The 20,821-nt window shown below is 49.7% G+C and carries 25 protein-coding genes; 17 read left to right on the top strand and 8 right to left on the bottom strand.

Annotation, left to right across the window (positions count from 1 at the left end; all coding sequences use genetic code 11):
* Nucleotides 1-25: 25 nt before the first annotated feature.
* Nucleotides 26-1,423, bottom strand: coding sequence for a Glu/Leu/Phe/Val family dehydrogenase (locus FGB90_RS16135; RefSeq protein ID WP_138811887.1), 1,398 nt, complete (start codon nt 1,421-1,423; stop codon nt 26-28).
* Nucleotides 1,424-1,557: 134 nt separating this feature from the next.
* Between FGB90_RS16135 and FGB90_RS16130 the strand changes: the two genes are divergently transcribed.
* Together FGB90_RS16130 and FGB90_RS16125 are read left to right on the top strand one after the other, a co-directional pair.
* Entirely contained in the window at nt 1,558-1,803 is a 246-nt protein-coding gene (locus FGB90_RS16130; protein ID WP_138811886.1) for a hypothetical protein, read from the top strand.
* Between the two features lie 9 nt (nt 1,804-1,812).
* Nucleotides 1,813-2,121 carry a spore germination protein gene (locus FGB90_RS16125; RefSeq protein ID WP_138811885.1) on the top strand — a complete coding sequence of 103 codons (309 nt, stop codon included), beginning with the start codon at nt 1,813-1,815 and terminating at the stop codon, nt 2,119-2,121.
* 14 nt (nt 2,122-2,135) lie between these two features.
* On the opposite strand, the gene FGB90_RS16120 is transcribed toward FGB90_RS16125, so the two are convergent.
* Together FGB90_RS16120 and FGB90_RS16115 are read right to left on the bottom strand one after the other, a co-directional pair.
* Nucleotides 2,136-2,507 carry a hypothetical protein gene (locus FGB90_RS16120; protein WP_210237251.1) on the bottom strand — a complete coding sequence of 124 codons (372 nt, stop codon included), beginning with the start codon at nt 2,505-2,507 and terminating at the stop codon, nt 2,136-2,138.
* A gap of 11 nt (nt 2,508-2,518) precedes the next feature.
* Nucleotides 2,519-2,740, bottom strand: coding sequence for a hypothetical protein (locus tag FGB90_RS16115; RefSeq protein ID WP_138811884.1), 222 nt, complete (start codon nt 2,738-2,740; stop codon nt 2,519-2,521).
* Between the two features lie 215 nt (nt 2,741-2,955).
* On the opposite strand from FGB90_RS16115, the gene FGB90_RS16110 reads away from it, so the two are divergent.
* A complete protein-coding gene (locus FGB90_RS16110) occupies nt 2,956-3,534 on the top strand; it encodes an Hsp20/alpha crystallin family protein (protein WP_138811883.1) in 579 nt (192 codons plus the stop codon).
* An 11-nt stretch (nt 3,535-3,545) separates the two neighbouring features.
* Here FGB90_RS16110 and FGB90_RS16105 read toward each other — a convergent pair whose 3' ends face one another.
* A complete protein-coding gene (locus tag FGB90_RS16105) occupies nt 3,546-4,010 on the bottom strand; it encodes an Hsp20/alpha crystallin family protein (protein ID WP_138811882.1) in 465 nt (154 codons plus the stop codon).
* A 206-nt stretch (nt 4,011-4,216) separates the two neighbouring features.
* Between FGB90_RS16105 and FGB90_RS16100 the strand changes: the two genes are divergently transcribed.
* The 5 genes from FGB90_RS16100 to FGB90_RS16080 all read left to right on the top strand — a co-directional run bounded on the left by FGB90_RS16100 (nt 4,217) and on the right by FGB90_RS16080 (nt 7,941).
* Complete coding sequence (locus FGB90_RS16100; RefSeq protein ID WP_171051879.1) at nt 4,217-4,525, top strand: hypothetical protein; 309 nt, start codon at nt 4,217-4,219, stop codon at nt 4,523-4,525.
* Nucleotides 4,526-4,736: 211 nt separating this feature from the next.
* Nucleotides 4,737-6,275 carry a glycine betaine uptake BCCT transporter gene (locus FGB90_RS16095; RefSeq protein WP_281280066.1) on the top strand — a complete coding sequence of 513 codons (1,539 nt, stop codon included), beginning with the start codon at nt 4,737-4,739 and terminating at the stop codon, nt 6,273-6,275.
* 260 nt (nt 6,276-6,535) lie between these two features.
* Nucleotides 6,536-6,733, top strand: a complete 198-nt coding sequence (locus tag FGB90_RS16090) for a hypothetical protein (RefSeq protein ID WP_138811879.1) — start codon at nt 6,536-6,538, stop codon at nt 6,731-6,733.
* Nucleotides 6,734-6,879: 146 nt separating this feature from the next.
* A complete protein-coding gene (locus tag FGB90_RS16085; protein WP_246056217.1) occupies nt 6,880-7,641 on the top strand; it encodes a TspO/MBR family protein in 762 nt (253 codons plus the stop codon).
* Nucleotides 7,642-7,710: 69 nt separating this feature from the next.
* The gene (locus FGB90_RS16080; RefSeq protein ID WP_138811878.1) at nt 7,711-7,941 is read left to right on the top strand and encodes a hypothetical protein; all 231 of its coding nucleotides are present in this window, start codon (nt 7,711-7,713) and stop codon (nt 7,939-7,941) included.
* 57 nt (nt 7,942-7,998) lie between these two features.
* Here FGB90_RS16080 and kynU read toward each other — a convergent pair whose 3' ends face one another.
* Nucleotides 7,999-9,270 (bottom strand): kynureninase, encoded by a 1,272-nt coding sequence (gene kynU, locus FGB90_RS16075; RefSeq protein WP_138811877.1) that lies wholly within the window; start codon nt 9,268-9,270, stop codon nt 7,999-8,001.
* Nucleotides 9,271-9,419: 149 nt separating this feature from the next.
* Here kynU and FGB90_RS16070 point away from each other — a divergent pair, with 149 nt between their 5' ends.
* The 4 genes from FGB90_RS16070 (at nt 9,420) to FGB90_RS16055 (ending at nt 12,550) form a co-directional block, all read left to right on the top strand.
* Entirely contained in the window at nt 9,420-9,635 is a 216-nt protein-coding gene (locus FGB90_RS16070) for a hypothetical protein (RefSeq protein WP_138811876.1), read from the top strand.
* Between the two features lie 121 nt (nt 9,636-9,756).
* The gene (locus tag FGB90_RS16065; RefSeq protein WP_138811875.1) at nt 9,757-10,284 is read left to right on the top strand and encodes a hypothetical protein; all 528 of its coding nucleotides are present in this window, start codon (nt 9,757-9,759) and stop codon (nt 10,282-10,284) included.
* A gap of 477 nt (nt 10,285-10,761) precedes the next feature.
* Nucleotides 10,762-11,376, top strand: coding sequence for a DUF4352 domain-containing protein (locus FGB90_RS16060; protein WP_138811874.1), 615 nt, complete (start codon nt 10,762-10,764; stop codon nt 11,374-11,376).
* Nucleotides 11,377-11,560: 184 nt separating this feature from the next.
* A complete protein-coding gene (locus FGB90_RS16055) occupies nt 11,561-12,550 on the top strand; it encodes a helix-turn-helix transcriptional regulator (protein ID WP_138811873.1) in 990 nt (329 codons plus the stop codon).
* Nucleotides 12,551-12,651: 101 nt separating this feature from the next.
* Here FGB90_RS16055 and ytvI read toward each other — a convergent pair whose 3' ends face one another.
* Nucleotides 12,652-13,791: a sporulation integral membrane protein YtvI gene (gene ytvI, locus FGB90_RS16050; RefSeq protein WP_138811872.1), complete on the bottom strand. Its 1,140-nt coding sequence runs from the start codon at nt 13,789-13,791 to the stop codon at nt 12,652-12,654.
* 196 nt (nt 13,792-13,987) lie between these two features.
* Nucleotides 13,988-14,911 (bottom strand): hypothetical protein, encoded by a 924-nt coding sequence (locus FGB90_RS16045; protein ID WP_138811871.1) that lies wholly within the window; start codon nt 14,909-14,911, stop codon nt 13,988-13,990.
* Nucleotides 14,912-15,149: 238 nt separating this feature from the next.
* Here FGB90_RS16045 and FGB90_RS16040 point away from each other — a divergent pair, with 238 nt between their 5' ends.
* Nucleotides 15,150-16,079, top strand: coding sequence for a diacylglycerol/lipid kinase family protein (locus FGB90_RS16040; protein ID WP_171051878.1), 930 nt, complete (start codon nt 15,150-15,152; stop codon nt 16,077-16,079).
* Nucleotides 16,080-16,252: 173 nt separating this feature from the next.
* Here FGB90_RS16040 and FGB90_RS16035 read toward each other — a convergent pair whose 3' ends face one another.
* Nucleotides 16,253-17,383: a glycosyltransferase family 2 protein gene (locus tag FGB90_RS16035; RefSeq protein ID WP_138811869.1), complete on the bottom strand. Its 1,131-nt coding sequence runs from the start codon at nt 17,381-17,383 to the stop codon at nt 16,253-16,255.
* A 189-nt stretch (nt 17,384-17,572) separates the two neighbouring features.
* On the opposite strand from FGB90_RS16035, the gene yjcZ reads away from it, so the two are divergent.
* From yjcZ to FGB90_RS16015, 4 genes are all read left to right on the top strand, one after another.
* Complete coding sequence (gene yjcZ, locus FGB90_RS16030; protein ID WP_138811868.1) at nt 17,573-17,695, top strand: sporulation protein YjcZ; 123 nt, start codon at nt 17,573-17,575, stop codon at nt 17,693-17,695.
* 304 nt (nt 17,696-17,999) lie between these two features.
* Nucleotides 18,000-18,890 carry a hypothetical protein gene (locus FGB90_RS16025; protein WP_138811867.1) on the top strand — a complete coding sequence of 297 codons (891 nt, stop codon included), beginning with the start codon at nt 18,000-18,002 and terminating at the stop codon, nt 18,888-18,890.
* Nucleotides 18,891-18,957: 67 nt separating this feature from the next.
* Nucleotides 18,958-19,761 carry a DUF2935 domain-containing protein gene (locus tag FGB90_RS16020; protein ID WP_138811866.1) on the top strand — a complete coding sequence of 268 codons (804 nt, stop codon included), beginning with the start codon at nt 18,958-18,960 and terminating at the stop codon, nt 19,759-19,761.
* Complete coding sequence (locus tag FGB90_RS16015) at nt 19,762-20,772, top strand: nucleoside hydrolase (RefSeq protein WP_138811865.1); 1,011 nt, start codon at nt 19,762-19,764, stop codon at nt 20,770-20,772.
* Nucleotides 20,773-20,821 lie beyond the last annotated feature (49 nt).

The following is a 20,821-nucleotide window of genomic DNA, read 5'->3' as shown; positions in this document are numbered from 1 at the left end:
ATTTTCAAATATGTCAATGGTTAGCTTAAAACAGCTTTCCGTGTTTATAAAGGAGGCTTGTCAGACGTTCCAGAGCGAGATAAAAGCAGCCGTAGCGCATGGACTGTTCAGTCGAGTAAAAATACGTGTCATAGACCCGCTTGAAGGTTTTTGTCATCTGCGCGGCCATCTCATCGATAATTTCATCTTCCGAATATTCCTCCGTAATGCGGCTCTGCTTCCACTCCAGGTAGGATACGATAACACCACCCGCATTGACGAGAATATCGGGAATTACAATTTTCCCTGTCTCTTCAAGGTACTGATCCGCTTCCTGTGAAATGGGGGCATTTGCACCTTCCACAAATACCTTTGCCGGTACGTCCTTCATGTTATCACGGTGAATCTGGTCTTCCACTGCAGCGAGAATAAGGACATCCGACTCCACGGTGAGCACATCACCTGCATCGAGAATTTCCGCTTTCACATCCAGTTCATCGAGCTCTTTCTCTGTATTCGGAAGGCGCTGGTGTGTAAAACCGAACGCGTCGAGTGATTCCACCGCCAGCCCGTCACTGTTATACAGCGTCACTTCGCGATCGGAAACAGCCACTACACGCTGCTTTAGTTTTTTATCCTGAAAGGCCTCTTTTGCCGCCACGCTTCCCACGTTACCAAATCCCTGGACAGCTACTTCCAGATAACCGTTTTCCCGATGTTTGTCATGTAGTGCCTCAAGTGTTTCCCACTGGCCGGTCCGTTCAACCTCGTCCTGCTCGGCGATGTCGGTAAACCAGTCATTGATCATCCACTGGTAACTGAGATAGGTTCCGATACCGGTGGATTCCCTGCGTCCCTTGGCGCCGCCGTTTTCCACGCTTTTGCCGGTGAAAGAGCCGAGATACGATTCGCCCGGGTGAATCGTCTTGTATTCGCCGACCATCCAGTCGATGATCCGTTCATTCGTCCCGAGATCCGGGGCAGGAATGTCATGATTCGGACCAATGTCCGGCTTGAATACTTGTACGTATTTTTTTGCGATAAGGTTGAGTTCCCGATCGGTAAACTCCTTGGGATTTACGTGAACGCCACCTTTTGCCCCTCCGAATGGAAGCTTGTGCAGGGCGTTCTTGATCGTCATCAGAATAGCAAGATTCTCAACTTCCGATTCGGTCACATACTCATTAAAGCGGATTCCACCCTTATAAAACCCGCTGATATTGTTGTGCTGAACACGGTAGGCAGGAATGCGGCTGATCCCGTTGTTTTCCCTGGACACCCGTATGTAGCTTTTAATGACTTTGTCGGTGGTCTTGAGAATTTCCTTGGCAGAGCCGCAAACTTCACGCCGCTCCTCTTCGGTACGGAGGCCAAGAAAGCCGTTTTCATCTGAAAGCGTATCCATAACATTTTCTATTAGTGCCTGTGTTTCCTCACGGTTCATGCTTATCCCTCCTCAAAGTTATGCAACTATTGTCTCACGTTCCCGTTTTATCTGGAAGAAAAACGGCAATCACAATCCGCCTCTGGGTTCATACCCTGTATAACAAGACTATTTAGAAATAAGGTTGTGAGCGCATGCCTGTATCCGTTATATTTAACCAGATTAACGTGAACTCAATTGGGCCGAACTCCTCTGTTACAACCGGGCAGAACAACCAGGTGGACTGGGCGCTCGAGGGCAAAGTCATAATTGCCGGGGGAATCCAGGTTGGGGCTGTATTCAATACGAACGTTATTAACAACGCCATTGACTGCGATGGTATCGATCAGGCCTGGTATCAGCCGGAAATTGCAAATCCGATTCCAAACTTCCAATTCTAGGAGGGCCATATGAAGTACGGAAAACCGCCGGTACCGAAAAATATCATGTTCGACTGTATCAACGTGCAGTCCATTTCCGCCTGTTCCGGCATTTTTGTCGGGGAAAATGTCCAGTATGACTGGACCATGGAAGGAAAAATAAATGCAGCCGCCGGCAGCATGACCGGCGACTGCAATATTATGGTGCATGTATTTAATGTGGTTTACGACAATGACTGGATGGATTCGTCCCAATTTGAAAACGGTGGAGGGAACGGCGAAAACGGCTGCCCTCCTGGTAAACAGGGAACACCGAAGGCTCCGGCGTATTTCTGCTGACAACCAAGGAGCAGCTAGTAATCACAGCCGTTCCCGTTTGTCATCTGCGGCCCGTATCCCTGAGTACCTTCCGGGCCGGTGCTATGCGGTTTTTCTGCATCACTGTCGTTGTCTGTATAAGCCGCAAGGAGTTTCTGTACGACCTCGGGGAGTTCACCATCCGCGCTCCCCTGGGTGAGCACGTCGATCACATCGGGATCGGATAAAACAGAACGCAGCCCATCCAGGGAGTTGTTGTCACCGCTTATGGAGCCGAACCCCTGGTTATGCTTTTTATGACTTCTGAAATTGGCAGGATAGTTGTTGCCCATATTCATGCACGACGCCCCTTCGATCGCTCCGATACGGATGGAGCCGATAAAGAAGTTGGGAGACAGCCATGACATATAAAACACCTCTATTCATCACCGGATTCGGATGTGGAAAAGTCAAAAATGTCGTTGTCCAGTACCACATGGCGGCCGTCAATGACAATGGTCCTGTCCCCGCTTGTGGAACCGAGCCCTTCATTGATTTTCCGGCTGCTATTGAAATTGATCTGAATATTGTCCCCGGTAAAAATGCCGGATGTATTGGCAATCTGTTTGACATTCAGACTGCCGAATTCAATATGGACCATGCAGAACCTCCTTTAAAATAAGGCTCTGTTAAAGTTTGTTGTTTTTCGCTCACTGCGCTCCCTTTCCGCGGGCACCACTGCAGCCTCCTCGGGAAAACCGCCCTGCGGGGTCTTCCGTTGGTGCTTTTCCCGCAGGAGTCTCGCGCGTTCGCTCCAACAAATCAACATTAAGCTTTAACATAGCCTAAAATAAAAACAGGAGACGGGGGAGCAGAATGCTGTTTAATCTTTGGAAAATGTTTAATCCTCTTCAGAACGGGAGCTTTAACCCGCTTCAGGGAGGCGGGTTAAATCCCTTTCAGCAGAACGGGCAGGAAGGAATGGATCCTTCAAAAATGTTTGGCGGGCAGAATGGCCTCCCTTTCGACCCGAAAATGCTGCAGGACAGTACATGGGTGAACGAATACGTCCAGAATATCCTGAAAGAAACGATCCCCGGGCAGAACGATAGTTCAGGAGAGAGCGGGGAAGAGGCCGGCCCTTCTTCATCAGCGAAAGCGTTCGATCCACAGGGTGAACATCTGCCACGTCATGAAGTGTTTCAGATGCATGAATATATCATTGTCAGAGTGTTCATACCGGAAGAAGTCAACCCGGATCAGCTGGGGGTATCACTTGCCCACAGCCGGATTGTCCTCAAAGGGCTGCCGGAGCAGGATGAATACACCATCCAGCTTCCTGAACACCCCAATGAGAAAAGAATTGGCGCAACATGTAAAGACAATGTGCTGGAAATCAGGCTGCGGAAACTGAGAACTGAACCGGTGATCCCCATCAGTGTCCGGTTTGACTGATGTCTGAACTTTTACTCGGAATCAAAAGAGATATCAACATGCTTCTCCCGGTGGACTTTTGGTACTTTGAGTACGAGAAGTCCATTTTTGTAACTTGCCGAAATCTGCTCAGGTGAAAATGAAAACGACATGGGGATCGTCCGCTTGAATTTTCCACAGTATCTTTCATTCAGCGTGAGCTGTTCTTTTTCCACGGGGTAGGGATAGGGAATCCGGCCATCAAGGATTACCTGGTTTCCGGACACATTTACCTTCACATGATTCTGGGATTCAAGCCCTGGAAGTTCCACAACAATGACCCCTTCTGAAGCTGTTTCAAAGAAATCAATGTTCGGGCCCCGGCGGGGGACAACTTTCATTATATCGCTCCAGAAGTCCTCACCGAGAACGCCTTCCACCTTTTCGTGCATGTTTTCCCAGTCCATCTGATTTCCCTGATTGATAACCCGCTTCTTAAATGGTTTCTGATCGTCCATCCAGATGATCCTCCTTGGTGGGGTTTAATGAACCTGCAAGGTATTGAAAAGCAGCTGTAATTGCCCGAATCCGTTCCCTTCTTCTTACTATTGGTATTCCCGCCTGCCTGTACAGTAGAAGAAGGGGGGCAAAATCACCGTATTTTTTCAGCCATGCCCGTATACATATAGAAGAGGACGTGCTTAAACGGCAGAGAGGTGAGACGATGGCTGCGGGCAGAAACGAAGAACGGATGCTTGAAAGTCAACTGGCCCAGATTGCCACCCTTCTTCATAAAAAGAAGGACGTGGCCGATATTCATATTGAAATTCATAAGCTGGTCCTGGAAGACTTCCGACTTGAGGACCTCACGTTCCGCCTCGACAGCCTCGATATTAAAGATCTGAGCGGGACATTGAATCTGGGAAACAATTTCGGCGGCGGGGTTCAAAAAGTAAGAAGGGAAAAGCAGGGTAAGGAGGAAGCGGTGATTGTCAGGGTAAGCGGAAATGTCGTTCCCCACCGCTGGAGCTGAGGGATTCGTCGAATTTTGTCTCATATCCATGAAAACTGCCACCTGTCCACGGTCTTTTCCCTATAAAACGAAAAACAGGGAAATGCAGCGGCTGACGGTTCTTTTTCGTTTTTTCCTTTTTTCAAGGCACGTGGTTTAATTGTGAAGGTGCCAATTAAGCCGTGCTCTCCGGTATTCTATGACCGGAAGGCCGCGGAATAGAAAAAAGGAAGTGTCGTTTATTTCAAAAACTGCAGGAAAGCCTATCTTTAAACTCTCAGTCGTGATCGCACTTGTGTTTGTGGCAATCGGTGTCCTGATGCCGGATCAGCTGGCTTCGTGGATGAACGGGGCCCAGGGATTCACACTTGAATCGTTCGGCTGGTACTATCAGATCGTTGCCACCTTTTTTCTGGTCTTTGCTGTATTTATGATTTTCAGCAGATACGGAAAAATTAAACTCGGAAAGGAAGGGGACAAGCCGGAATACAGCCGTCCGACGTGGTTTGCAATGCTGTTTTCAGCAGGTATGGGAATCGGGCTGCTGTTTTACGGCGTGTCCGAGCCGATCGCGCACTTTGCTGTGCCGCCGACCGGTGAAGGAAGCACGGAAGGTGCGGCTGCTCTGAGCATGCAGTACACGTGGCTTCACTGGGGTCTTCACGCCTGGGCCATCTACGCCATGGTTGCCCTGGCCCTTGCCTACTTCAAGTTTAAGCGCGGGGCTCCCGGTCTCATGAGTGCCACTCTTTACCCGGTTCTCGGTGATAAAGTGAAAGGGCCTTTGGGCCAGACGATTGATCTCGTCGCTGTTTTCGCCACTCTGTTCGGGGTTGCTGCATCACTTGGGCTCGGTGCCCAGCAGATTAACGGAGGCCTTGAATATCTTGTCGGCATGCCGAATAACTTTGGCGTACAGATGGTGATTATGCTCGTCATTACCGGCCTGTTTATCCTCTCGGCCAGTACCGGCATCTCAAAAGGAATTAAATACTTAAGTAACGTGAACATGTCGCTTGCCGGCTTACTGTTCATCCTTGTATTATTCGCAGGACCAACATTGTTCCTTATGAACCTGTTCTCGACAAATCTCGGAAACTATACAGCCAATCTGGCGCAGATGGGACTTCAGCTTTCCCCGTTTGATTCTGATGAAGCTGCCTGGACCCAGGGATGGACGATCTTTTACTGGGCGTGGTGGATCTCCTGGACACCATTTGTAGGCATGTTTATTGCCCGCGTCTCAAAAGGACGTACGGTCCGCGAATTCAGCGTCGCTGTGCTGCTCATTCCAACGCTCGTCTGCGGTCTCTGGTTCACCGTTTTTGGTGGCACAGGTATTGCCCTTGAAATGAATCAGGGATTGGAAGTGTCCGCTCAGAGCCTTGAAACCGCGCTGTTCTTTGTCTATCAGGAACTGCCGCTCACGGCGCTCCTTTCAATTGTGACAGTGGCTCTGATCACCACCTTCTTTGTCACGTCTGCCGACTCTGCCACTTTCGTTCTCGGCATGCAGACAACCGGTGGTAAACTGAATCCATCCACAGGTGTGAAAATTGTGTGGGGACTCATCCTTGCTGCTTCCACCGGAGTCCTTATGTACTCAGGTGGACTCGCAGGCCTGCAGGCGGCGATCATTGTCAGTGCCCTGCCGCTGACCCTGGTGATCCTTGCCATGTGCTACAGCACGGTAAAAGCGTTCAATGAAGATCTTGAAGCGGAGCAGAAAGCACAACAAAGCCGCTTCCATGAAAAAAGAAAAGCAAGCTGACTGTTTTGGGACCCCGGTGTGTGACCGGGGTCTTTTTGTGTTTTTCGGAGCTGAATGGGTTCATACCGCGTTCCCGAGCGAGTATTCAGTTTGTGTATGTGCCTCTACAGGATTAACCTTCTTTTCTGAAGGGTAGAGAGGAATAAGGAGGATATAGACTACTAAACGGGGCCAGCTGAAGCATAAGAGCCGCCTCAGCAGAAGCCGTTTTATTTTTACCCCCAAAGGGGACGGGCTCATGCCCCGGAAGGAGGAGACCATTGTATTACACAAAAGAGGAAATCCGTATGATGCTCGATCATCTCTCCGATGAGGAGATCAGCAGAGTGTATAACTACATCACGGACATGAAGAGCAGCGGACGGATGGAACGGTCAATGGACGGTTCAGGACGGAAGAACAGACACTCTGCCGATGAATCAATGGATAATCAGTCCTCCCGCATGGAAACGGATTAAATGCTGCCGGCACGCAATCCCTGAACAGGGGAGGGCGTGCTTTTTTTGCCGGATGGTTCGGTTCAGGAGTAAGAATAAAGGAGCAGAATGAATAGAGGGGTAAAAGGGTATAAAAACTGTAGATATGGCGAAAGGAGTGCTGTCAGATGAACTATCAGATACCGAAGACGTTAATATGGACCAATATTTTTGCGCTTGCGATTGTCATCACAGTAAATATCCTTTCGAACACGCTCCCGATCAACAATCAGACTGCAGGGGAAATCTCCGACCGGCTGAATGTCCTCTTTACTCCGGCCGGTTTTGTATTTTCGATCTGGAGCCTTATTTACCTGCTCCTTATTATCTGGGTGATCAGGCAGTTTGTTGCCCGTCCCGCTGATGAGGAAGCATACAGCAGCGTCGGATATTGGTTCGTGATCAGCTGCTTTTTCAATGTTTCGTGGCTTCTGCTGTTTCACTATGAGTTTTTCCTGCTGACGATGGTGGCGATGATTGGACTTCTCCTCAGTCTGATTGTTATCTACCGTATTATTAAGAAAACACCCCATACAACGTTTTTCATGAGACTTCCGTTTTCCATCTATGTGGGGTGGGTTTCGGTGGCTACGATCGTCAATGTGGGTGTCGTGTTCAACAGCCTGGGATTTGAAGAAGGACTGATTCTCCCGGGGGAAGTATGGACGATACTGCTGATCATAGTGGCACTAGGTCTCGGGATCTGGTTTGCGTGGTTTAACACTGATCCGTTCTATGCTCTTGTACTTGTGTGGGCGTTCTTCGGGATCGGGGTGGAAAGGCAGGTGGAGTACCCTGCCATTGCAGTAACAGCGTGGATTGCAGCTGCAATTCTGGCGGTATATGCGGTAACTTTCTTTTTTCAGCCGCGGAAAATCTACCAGAGGTAAAAGAATGATTAATCGGGATTCCGAAAGGGAATAGCCTCTGTAACCACGCTCATTGAAGGAGGTTTTACAATGGCTGCAACAAAAGAGGAAGTACGCAATATGATTGATGAACTATCAGAAGAACAGGTTGAAGCAGTTCACGAATACCTGGAGAAGCTCGTGGATACAGAGCCGATGCAGCATACGAAAGATGATCACGAGGACGGCCCCCATGAACAGGACAGCAAAACGGAGAGCGCGGATGTGAGTATTCATGACGATGTGGCACAGCGTGATCGGGGATCCGATTCAGAGCGTTAACCGAATAAAACAGCCCCGCCTGCATAATCTGTCAGGCGGGGCGTTTCTGTGCGCTGGTCAGGCAATTACGTTCCGTTTGTTTGTATATGCTCTGTATTCTTCATTTTTTACGATCCGGGCGAGCGTATCCACGGTGCGCCATACGTCATGAAAACCTGTATAAAGCGCAACGGGAGCAAGGCGGATCATATCAGGAGCCCTGAAATCCGGTACAATTCCACCCGCTTTCAGTGCCTTGCAGATGCTTGCCGAGTGGGTATGCTGCAGGCAGATATGTCCGCCCCTTTTGTCCGCTTCACGGGGGTTAATAACTGTAAAACCGAGGCCGTCCAGCTTCTCATCCGCAAGCTCCATAAAGAATTCCGTGAGGGCAAGGGACTTCTTCCGGACAGCGTCAATTCCTGCCTCCTCAAACAGCTCAAGAGATCCGAGCAGCGGGGCACTGCTCAGCACATGAGGCGTGCCGATCTGAAAAGCGCCTGCGTCCGCAGCAGGTGTGAATTCATGCTCCATATCGAACTGTTTATCCTTGTCCGATCCAAACCATCCTGCAAGACCAGGCGACGTACCGAAGTGCTTCTCGTGGACAAAGAGGCCACCTGTACCGCCCGGACCGTTATTCATATACTTGTAATTGCACCACATGGCAAAATCCACGCCCCAGGCATGAAGTTCGTGCGGCAGCGCGCCGATGGAGTGTGCCAGATCAAAACCGATGACGATCCCCCGGCTGTGTGCCTCCTCAGTCAGCCGCTTCATGTCAAGCACCTGCCCGCTCCGGTAAAGAACCGATGGAAGCAGGATCAGTGCAACATCTTCCGTCATCGCTTCAATAAGTTCCTCTTCATCAAGAACATGATCCTCCGGGTTACCGGCCTGGAGCAGATGCTCGGCAGGATCGAAACCTTTCAGTGTAAGCATGCTCTTGAGCGCATAAATGTCCGATGGGAACGTCACCGCATCAGCGAGAATCTTTGTTCTTTTTCCCTCAGGTTTGTAAAAGGACGAGACGAGCTGGTGAATGTTGACGGTAATGGAACCTGTGACGATTACTTCCTCCGGTTTGGCCCCAATGAGGGGAGCGGACTTCTTTCCTAGTTTTTCAGACAGGTAAAACCACGGTTCCTCTCCATTCATCCAGCCGTCTATCCCCTGCTCCTTCCAGTCGTTCAAAGAAGTAAGGAGAGTCTGTTCCGCTCTCCTGGATAACAGGCCGAGAGAATTCCCGTTCAGGTAAACGGTATTTTCCTTCAGATAAAATTCGGATTTAAAGTGTCCCAGTGGATCCTGGCGGTCGCGTTCAATTGCCTGCTGTTCTGTCATTGCCATCGTTATGCCTCCTGCATCGGGTTTTGGGTTCAGTATACCACTTCTCCGGTCGTACGCTGAATTCCTGTATATATGATTGACGATGCGGGTGAACGGGAACGGGGAAACAAAGACAATATAGTCGCAGAAATTGTAATGGAGGCGATACGATGGCAGTAAGCCGTGAGGAACTGTACAGACTGGTGGATCACTTGAGCCAGTCCCAGCTTGATGAGGCTCAGGACTATATTCTGCAGCTGAAACAGACAGGTGAGGAGGAGCTTTCAAAAGGCCAGGTGGAAGGTCTTTACGATCAGGACGCCTACCTGGAGGAAGGTGAGGAAAATCTCAAATTCATGACCTCAAACCGCCATATTGATAAGTAATGATCTGCCCCTGACTTTACCGAGCAGGGGCTTTCAGCTGCCTGCGGATTCCATTCCCTCTTTACTCGTGCTATCCTAATGAAGGAACATTCTACTACGAGTAAAAGGCAGGAGAATTGCTATGGCAGATAATAATAAACCAGGCCCGGATCAGGAAGAAGTCGAAAAGGACGAACTGGGCGACAAAAACAAATTTGACTATGTCTTTCAGCTTGGTCTGCTTCTTATGATCATCCCTGCAGGTTACCCTGGAGCATGGTCTTATATGGGCATGATGGCAGCCGGCGGGGCGGCCATTGCTCTTGGCGTTTATACAGTGTTATCCAGGCAGACTGAACTGACAGATGACCTTCGTAAAACAATTAACCGGATCCGCAAGTATGCGCTGCTTTCGCTTTACGTTTCACCGGTTTTTTACGTGGCGATGATTTATATAAGCGACCGGGAATTCGGTGACGGTCTCGCTTATCTCGGTCTTCTCGGGCTCATGCTCGGTGTTTTCGCCCTGCTTCTTGAACGCCTGTACAGGAGGATTCTCGCAGCCCAGAAGGAAGACCGCAAAAAAGACCAGCCGAAAGCAAACGATGCGATCATTGTCGCTCTCTACGTCATCATTCTCTTCGGTCTCATTTTCTTCTTTCAAATGTAGGTAAAACATCCGCTCCAATCACGGGCGGGTGTTTTTTTGTAAAGCTGTTTTCGGAAAGATTGTTGTTTTATTCCGCTGCAGGCGGACGCTTTCACCACAGGCACAAGTACGACATCCGTTCATGCTTCACGGTGTCTTCTATGCCGCGGGCATCACTTCAGCCGGGAGAAATTCCTGCTTCTTCCTCTGCCAGTTAAGCTCCGCAGTCGGGTACGTCGAAGCAACTCGAAGATTAATCACGGAGTAAACGCTCGTCGCTGGAGTCGCCGCCTGTCGCTGCATAATAAATCTGGTCAATAACAACAATCTATACGAACACAGCCTTTTGTAACTAAAACGGCCCCCGTCCGCTCTCCACGGTTCCGTCTCAAAAATAATCTCAAAAAAAGTGATGCGAACTTTTATTCCCGTGACAGTATCTGTCACCCTGCCGGTTATAGTAGTCACTGTAACTTACTTTGAAAGGGGAAATACACAATGAAAAAAGTGACAGGAATGATGGCGGGACTGATGATCGCGGCGGTTATGACAGCATGCGGCGAGGCGAGCATTGAAAACGTGGACAGCGGCAACACAGCTGACGGGGCATCGGAAACAGACGAGACGGAAGAAGCTGGGGAGGATACAGAGGAAGCAGCATCTGACACTGACGCCTCGGAAAACGGCTCTGAGGCAGCGGAGGAAGAGGTTATTGAGGAAGAAGGACTTAGTACAGGTGACACGGTAGATTTTAACGGCCTTCACGTAACAGTAAAAGAGGTTCGCCGTGATGATGGAGACGGAGACTGGATGGTGCCTGACAATGACTTTTTCCTGATTCTTGATGTTAGTATCGAAAACACGACGGAAGAATCTGCTAATGTGTCCACGCTGCTTCAGATGAATCTCCTGGATCCGTCCGGCTACTCCCAGGATATCGGAATTTTTGCTGACACCCGCGGCAGTCTGGACGGTGAAGTCGGTGCGGGCCGTACGATGGCAGGGGAAATTGCCTTTGATGTGGAAGAGGCGGATTTTTATGAGTTTCTCTTTGAAGATCCGTTTATGAGCGGGCAGGCGATCTGGATGATTGAAGAAGGTGACTGGAACTAAAGCACTCAGGATTCTGAAAGGAACGGGGCTGTCAATTGAAGGCAAACCGCCTTCATCGTGACGGCCTCTTTTTTTACCAGCAGATAACGGATTACAGAAATATGGTAATCAGGTAAAATAGGAAACAGAGACGATAGGAATTGTGCAAATCGGTTTAGGATAAATCTGATTGGGGGGAACAGACATGGTCAAAGGCACTGGTTACTCGACGGTGGAGCGGCTGTTCTACATTCTCCAGCACCTGTCCAACCATGAGTATGCCACAGCAGGGGAACTGGCTGACCACTGCAGTACGTCCACAAGGACAATTTACAGGGATATGAGAAAGCTTGAGGAACTCGGAGTGGACTGGCACCGGGAAGGAAGACTCGGATACAAACTGATCCACAAACCGATCCGGCAGAACGGACGGCTGACAAGAGAGGAATGGATGGCGCTTACACTCTATCCGATGCTGTCTGAAGGCATAACATCCGGGGAGCACCCGTTTCACCTGTCCTACCGATCCGGCCTGGAAAAAGTAATGAACTATGTCCAGAGAGGGGAAAGTGACGGGGCACTGGGTGAGAGAATACGGCTGCACGCACGCCCGAAGGATCCCTCCCAGATTAATGTCATGCCCGCCATTATTCCGGCGATCTCGGACAACCGGACGATCAGGGTGACTTACTATTCCATCCACAGGGACGAAAAAACAGAACGTGAACTGGATCCTTACTACCTCGTGCCAAGGGAAGGACATCTTTATGTAATTGCATACTGTCATCTGCGTGAAGTTGTCCGTGTATTCAGGCTCAGCCGTTTTGAGAAAGTCGAGCAGACAGGTGAAACCTTTACCATCCCCAGGTCTTTCAACATCGATGATTACCTTTCACGGCGCTGGTCGATTATTTCCGATGATACGGAAACCGACTTTAAAGTAAAGTTCGACAGCGTGGCAGCCCGATACGTCATGGAAGAGGATTTTCATGTGGAAACGGTTCGCGAACCGCAAAAGGACGGTTCACTCGTATTAAAAGCCACGGTTAAAAGTAAAGAGGAGTTTCTCCGCTGGATCCGTTCGTACGGTCCACGGGCGGAAGTTCTGGAACCTGAAAATGTGAGAACGGATCTGGCTCAGGAATACCGAAGGCTCTATGAGATGTATGACAAAAAGAGAGCAGGAAGTCTGTAAAAGGCTTCCTGCTTTTTTGGGGGTGAGGACGAGGGTGCCCCCCGGCCCGCCGTGAAAAGTGAATGAACGGCATTTACCGGAGCTTGCCCTTACCTGGCGCTTCACCGCTTATCTTCTCCATTCTCTTCTTTAAACCCATGTACAATAAACTGCTTCAGATCCGACAGAGCCCCGATGTCCTTCAGGATTACAAGAACTACAAGGATGAGCGGGCCGAGAAATAAACCGAACGCACCGAACAGCTGAAATCCCGCAAAAAGGGAAACGAGCACAGCCAGGGGATGCAGGTTCATGCTGGAACTCAGAATCTTCGGCTCCAGTGACTGCCGGGCAATGAGTGTTACAGCGTAGACGATCGAAACACCGATCGCCAGTGTCAGATCACCGACGATAAACAGATAAATGGCCCACGGAATCAGAATCGTGCCGGATCCGAGGTACGGAAGGATCTCAGCAATTCCCACCACGATCGCCAGTGTCACTGCCTGATCAACTCCAATTATGGTCAGACCAATTAGCACAATCACACTTGTAAGAGCCATAAGGATGAGCTGGGCGCGGAGGAAACCGAACACACGGATACGGAAGGCGGCACCGAACATCCGCATCTTTCTCAGTATACCGGCTGAGAAGAAGGCAACCACACCGCGGCGGATCGTACCCCAGTCTTTTCCGATAAAATAAAAGCTCAGCAGAATAAATAGAATAATAATAATAGACGAAGGCACGGCGATCAGGAGCTGCCGGAGGGCATCAGCCAGTCTCTGGCCGAACTGTCCCAGCACTTCACCTGCCTGGGTTCCAAGACCGGTGATGCTCTCATGCAGAGCCTGCTGCTGCTCCGGCGTGAGGTTACTTACTACACCCGTGATCTCATTCCACATCGGGAGAACCGTGTCATTGAAAAATTCCTGCATATGTACAGCCGCTGTTTCAAACCAGCCCGGTGCATACTTTGTTATCTGCTGAATTCCCAGAATGGCGAGGAACGTAAGGCCGGTAAACAGTCCGGCAACAGTGGTGACCCCGACAAGAAGGGCTACGAGTACGGCCAGGCCGTTTGGAAAACGCAGTTTGTTTCTCAGTAGCCTGACGAGGGGGAGAAGAGGCCATACAAGCACTGCAGCAATAATAAACGGGTAGGTGAGCCGGACGACCTGTCCCAGAAGCCAAAGGGAACCCAGGAGAACAGCAGCAAAGCCGATCAGCCTGAGCAGAACGTATACCTGTTGTTTTGTCATCCAGACATTCACCACACTTTCAAATTTCCTTCATTATATCTTTTCATTATCGCCTGTATATGCCGGATTTTAACCTCTGCATAGGGATATTCGACTTTATTCCTGTTTTTCCTTCCGTATTGTGAAAAACGTAACGATTGAAATAGTGAAAGACTCCCTGACTTTCTGCCAGGGAGTCTGAACGTGCCTATTTAGTTTACTCGTCGTCCTCACCATCATCATCTTCGTCTTCGGCACCTTCAGCATCTTCCGCTTCTTCCTCAGGATCAGCTGTTTCAAAGTTGTAGTTATCTTCATCAGGTGCCGTAAACGTATTGGCCATGGCTACGGCAATCGCTTCATACTCTTCATCGGCGGCCTCTTCAGGGAACTGGATTGTTACATCGTGGGACCCGTACTCGAAAAAGCTGTAAAATTCATATCCGATTAGAGCCTGCCCCTGAAGTGCGTCTGTCCAGCCGCCTCCAGATGCTTCCCCTTCATAACGGAAGTACACATCAAATTCGGTTTCTTCCTGCATTTCATGGACATCATAGCTGTCCACGTAGCTTCTGTTTTCGATGAGAGGCTCGCGAAGCTCGATTTCACGTTCAACGTTAACTTCTGTAACGATATGTTCTTCACCCTGAGCGGCATTCAGGGACTGGGTAATGATCATTCTGAGACCGTAAAGCTGGTGATCTTCGTCCTCTACAATGACCATATCCGTCCCGTTTTCACCCTCCTCAAGTTCAAGCCCTTCCATCAGCTTGATTTCCCCGCCGAACGATGTCTCGTGAATCTCTGCGTCGACTGAGCCCTCAGCACCGTTAGCATCATAGGCTATCTGATCGTCATCTGCTTCGACGATCGTAATCCCGCTTTCAGCCCCGGCTCCGTTATCCACAGCATCATCGTCTTCCTCAGCCGCTTCATCGTCATCCACGCCATTTTCGTCCGCATCGTCTTCGAGGTCATCTTCTTCACCGTCTTCTTCATCACCGGCATCTTCATCCATACCGTTTTCTTCCTGGTCTGTCGCCCCGTTTTCTGTATCTGCTTCTTCATCGGCTGCACAGGCTGCCAGTGCAACAGATAGGGACATAGCACCCGCTAGTAGTGTTTTAGACATAACTTTCATATAATTCATCTCCTTTATACTAGTACGATATTATCAAATGATAACAATTTTTGCTCAATTACGAAAGTTTAATGAGTCTTTATAAGTGTGTAAAATTATAAAAATATATTTTGGGGGACGAAGGATTGAGATGGAAGAAGAACATGTCAATAAGGTCTCAGTTTTCTTTTTCCATTTTGCAGGGAGATTAAACCTTGAGAATCGTCTCCAGGTTATTTTCACCAGGGGAAAGGGTAAAATGGAGAGTAAAGTCACAAGGCAGAGGACGTTGAGTATGTATGGAAAGGTATTGCTTCTATATAACGGAAATGCAGGCCAGAAAGAGGTTGAGGATGTTCTTGAAGTCATAACAGGCATTCTGGTCAGTCACACAGATGAATTCATCCTGAAAAGGACCGAGTATAAAGGTCATGCTGAGGAAATCTGCAGAGATCGCGGTGAAGAAATGGATCTCGTATGCATTCTTGGAGGCGACGGGACGGTCCATGAATGTGTGAACGGGCTGGCAGATCTTGAGACACCGCCATTAACAGCAATTTTGCCGGGAGGAACGTGCAACGACTTTTCCCGCTCCCTTGGAATTCCCCAGAATATTAAAAAAGCAGCAGAAGTAATTATAGAAGGCAGTACGGCGAAAGTGGATCTCCTGAAGGCGAACAGGCGGTGGGTAAGTAACTTCGTCGGTATGGGCCTGATTACAACTGCATCCGAGAATATCGACGCTCAGCTGAAGGGGACTTTCGGCCGCCTCAGTTATTACCTGAGCGCCTTTAAGACGATCCGGGAAGCAAAACCGTTCCGTTATTCGCTGAAACTGCCGGACAAGTCCATAACCGATCAGGCTGTCATGATCCTGGCAGCAAACGGAAACTATATCGGCACCAGTCAGCTGCCGGCCCTTCACGATAAGCTTGACGATGGTAAAATGAACTTCTTCGTGCTGAGAGAAGCCGGCTTGTCACTGCTCAGAAATTTTCTGCAAAGCAAAGATCTCAACGAGTGGGACAGGGAAAACCCCGCCTTCGATTTTGCTGAGGCGGAAGAAGTTGAGATCAGCACCGAAGAACCAATGAAACTGGATATGGACGGGGAAGTGTACGAACAGACGCCGGTTAAGATTACAATTCACCGTGAGCGGATGACGTTTATAAAAGGTGAGATCAATTAAATAAATCATCACTAGTGAAAGGCCTGCATGTGACCGACGGCGGGCCTTTATCTGTGATTTACACTCGAAATCCAGGATAATATGATGAGATCCAGCCGCCAAATTCCCCGGCAACGATGCGCTCCTGCCCCAGACACTACCCCCGACCAGCTCTCTGCAAAACTCCAATCTCCCTACTCCCGCCCGCGCCTCCGGAGCTCCTTCAGGCTGTACGTCGTCCCGCGCCAGTGGACACCGCCTGCACGCAGTGTTTTCCACATCGACCGCCACAGGCAGTACAGAAACACGAAAGCACTCGCCGGCACAGTAATCACGTACCACCATGGATGATAAAAATAGCTCCTGTTAATCCAGAACATCAGACCATACAGTCCGACTGTAACGGCCGCGAGGAGCCGGGCAGGTTCAGCAGAAAACAGCATCACAAACGGCATCACGTGCAGAGCGAGTATCCCCGCAGAGGCCGCAATTACCATTGACACCCGGTACTGCATGAAGGCAAACAGGTTTTTCTCCAGTCCCCGGACCATTTCCCGCAGCGAATCGTACCACTGAATAAAGATCAGGCCGTTTCCGAATCCAAGCTGCTGACGATAGCCGGCAGCTTTTATCTTTCCGCCAAGCTTAATGTCGTCATCGGGGCGCATAGCAATGATTCTGTGAGTCCCTGCCGTTTCATACGACTCACGGGACATCAGGTTGAACGCACCGACTCCGGCATGACCGACAGCGGCAAAGTTCCATACCCCGATAATGCTCCAGAACGTGTAGAAAAACCGGTAAGGCAGTGTCCCACCACGGTTCTGGGGCAGCAGGGCCAGGTGATCGAGGTCTTTCCGCATGGTAAAACGAAAGGATTTCTCAAGTGCATCCGGTAAAAAGACAATATCAGCATCAGCAAACAGCAGCCAGTCACCTGAAGAAGCCTTCCACCCCTGGTAAAGAGCGTGATTTTTTCCGAGCCAGCCGGACGGGAGTTCTCTAATATGGATGAGGCGCAGATTCGGATATTTCGTTTTTTTCAGTCGTTCCAGTACCGCACCGGTATCATCCTCGGACCGGTCATTCACCACGATAATTTCCCACGGTGCAAGATACTGGTCATAGAGGGAATCAACCGTATCGGCAATACTTTCCGCTTCCTCTTTTGCAGCTATAATGACCGAAATGGAAGGATGATCTGTCTGATCCATCCCTGCACTTTCACGCACAATAAGCGGCATTCGGCTGATGGCCATATACCACTGTGCTGCAATCAGGCATACGATGATCAATACAAATCCCATCAATACTGTTAAAAACAAACCCGATCCCCCCACACTTCTTTTTCACAGTTTACCACTAAGAACCCCGAATCATGGAATCCGGGGTTCGGTGCTCGTTCCATAATCCCTCACCGGAGTCCATTTTCAGACAATCCGGTACACCAGCCTACTCAGGGAGAATACTGCCTGCATAGTTTACATAGACGAAAAGATAAAGGAGGAAACTACATGAGCTGGGGCAACTACGGAGCATCTTTTATCCTTGTCATCTTCATTCTTCTGGTGATCATTGGCTGTGTGTGCTATAACGGCGGACAGGTCGGCGGTGCCGGATACGGCTGCGGCTGGTAAAAGAAACAGAAGCGCTGAATCAACGCGATTCAGCGCTCTTTTTTCTGTCCAAATAATACAAGCTGTTATTTTGGCCCGCGCGGAGCTTCACGCCGGAAGTGAGACTCCTGCGGCAGTCGGGGCCAGGGGGGAGACCCCGCAGGGCAATTGCCCGCGGAGGCTCCCCGGACCGGCGCGGAAAGTGAACGGACGGCGTGCAGTGGAGCCTTTTTTTAAGGTGCGCGTCAGCACTTTTGTGCAAAAGATCCATGCGGAGTTTTTCCTATAATCCGGCAGGTTTTTTCAGGAATGGAGAAACTGTTGAATGAGGAAGAACGGAAAAAGCGCATCCGACAATCTCTCTGTTTCTTTTATGGAGGGGATGAACAGTGCGGAGCAGAAGTCCCTTCGTACAAAAAAACTGCATTACAAATGCAGGAGAGGAGCCGGGGAGATGAAAGAGATTCTAAGGAAACATGGTCTGTGGGCGGTCTGTTTTACGGTATTCGTAACGGTAGTACTGATGATGACATTCGGGTCGGCAAACGATCGGGAGGCAGGAGCCGAAGACGGTTTGGAAGACACTGAAGCAACAGAAGAAAACACTGAAGATGAAGCAGTGAACGAGGACGAAGAAGAAGCGGAAGCAGGGGATGGTACTGAAGAGGAAGAGGCCCAGGAAGAGGAAGAGGATCCGGGCAGAAAAGAGGACGGTATGACAGAAGAGACGGACAGCGGGCATTCGGGTGATATGAGTGATGAGGACGCGGGTGACCAGGCAGCAGTAACAGAAGCAGAAGCAGTCGCCTATCAGGAAGGAATGGAAATCCAGGCAAAAGCAGTGCTTGAAAATGCCCACGACTACCTGAACAAAATCACGGGGTGGGGCAGGATCGACAATGTCATCCCGTCAGAGCTTGTCACAACGCCAGGGTGGCACAAGCTGAGAGAAGATCAGCTTTTTCTTGAATCACAGGGTTTTGCCCCGTCAGCTGCGAAAAGGGATGTTGAGCGGGCCGGAGCATTAATCCGACTGGTGGAAACAGAGGAGGACAAGCAGGCCCTTCTGCTTCTGCACCGGGTTCTCCACGACCTTGATATTCATGTTAACGAATCGGAAGGCCAGCATTTTGGAGTGACAGAAGCCTTCGGAAATGAAAGTGCAGCAGAAGAGGCGGCGATGTATGCCGCCCGGTATACGGGCAGTGGCGACTGATTGGTCCTTCTAATCATTCTCCTTCCTGAATAAAGTAAATCGGGGACATTTACGCAGAAGGGGGAGGATGGGGTTGTTCGAAAAGACAGCGCGCTTCGAGCATGACTTCTGGCTGCAGGTGATGGGCGATCATGCGAGGTTCATTGAAGATTCGTTTCCGGCTTCTGAAAGTGAGGATGCGGCAATTGCAAGAGAGTACCGGGAAAACTACGATCAGCTTCTTCACAGAACAGAGAATGTAACGGACTTCAGGCGGTTTTCAAGGGAAGCGGGCAGATTGACAGACCAGTTCCGTGATTTCAAACTGTCCATTATCAGGCGTCATCTGGAGGGGGAAATCCGGACACACCTCCCCCCTACATTTCTTAATCATATGGTAAACGAGCTAGAAGAATACCAGCGCGTCCTGAATTATCTGGAACGGGGAGAGGAACCGCCTGTCTTTCATGAACTGCACCATCACCTTGTCTGGCTTCTGGACGCAGCAGGGCATGCATCAGCGATTGCCGGAAGTCTTGACATGGTGGAGAAAAAGATGCAGGAAAAAGGACAGGATTTTGCCGGCACGTTCGAGGATTTTTACATTAAAGCAGTTGAACTTACAGGTTATCTCCGGGCAAATGTGGAGTCATTTCCGGCGCTCAGGAGGATGAATGAGGACGTGAAGCTCGAAATCGAGCTGTTTAAAGCGTTCCTCGATGAAATTGAGGAGATGGAACTGACAGATGAGCTTCTCAGCACATTTTCCCCTCTGATGGCTGATCATATGGCCAGGGAGGAATGCTACTATCTTATGAAAATAGCCGAATCAGGCGGTCTTGAAATGCCCGAATGCGATCCTGCAGCGCCGAGAATCCAGGATGATATGTAAATGAATCATAATGGGTCCGGGAAAAAAGGCGTACGACGACGGCAGAGGAAAAAAGTGCTGCTTTTCTGCGATCCCGGTATTGATGATGCTGTAGCCATATATTATGCACACTTTCATCCTGAAATTGAGCTTGTGGGAATGGTGGCGGAATACGGAAACACCAGTACGGAAAATGCTTTTCGCAACGCTCTTTATCTACAGGAGACACTGGGTATCCATGTGCCCCTGTTCCGCGGAGCCCAAGGGCCAATGACGGGGAAGGAAGTGGAGCTTCACCCGGAAATACACGGAGAGTATGGCCTGGGAACAATCAATACACCAGAAAAAGTTGATGTGGAAATTCCGGAAAACTTTTTTGAAGTTATTGATCTTATCCGAGCCTACACGGGGAAACTTACGATTGTGACCACAGGGCGCCTGACCTCCCTGGCAGTCCTCTGTCTCTATTACCACGATCTCCTATGTGAAAAAGTTCAGGAAATTGTCTCCATGGCCGGAGCTTTCTTCGTCCCGGGAAATGTAACCGCTCTTGCAGAGGCAAATGTGTACGAAGACCCCATAGCAGCAAAGCTCGTCATCGAACATGCGCCGATGCTGACCATAGTCCCCCTTAACGTTACGGATCGCCTCCTCGTGCCGATGGAGATGATTGAAAGGATTACCTTTGAAAACGGGTATGAAATGCTGCACGCGCTCATTCACTACTATTATGATTTCTATGAAGCGGCCACCATTGATCCGCTGCTTGGGACCCCTCTTCATGATGTGGTTGCATTCAGTGTGCTTATGAACCCGGAGTTCTTTACTTTCCTCACATACCGGGTGTATGTGGAATCGGCAGACACAGAAACAGCAGGGGCCACTTTTCCCGATTTAAGAGAGCTTGTGGACCTCCCGCCCGCCCCCCAGCACCTGGTCGCTATTGAGGCGAATGAAGCGGCTTTTCTGGAAGACTTTGAACGTATTCTTTCGAGCCGGGGCAGAAGGGAAAAAGCAGACCGTCATGGATGAGGTCTGCTTTTTTATATTCCTTAAACTTACTCGCATTCGTTTCTCCAAA

The organism is Alteribacter natronophilus (genome assembly GCF_006007885.1).
GTDB lineage: Bacteria > Bacillota > Bacilli > Bacillales > Salisediminibacteriaceae > Alteribacter > Alteribacter natronophilus.
Note: the sequence above shows the minus strand (reverse complement) of the source record. Positions and strands in the feature narration are given on the sequence as shown.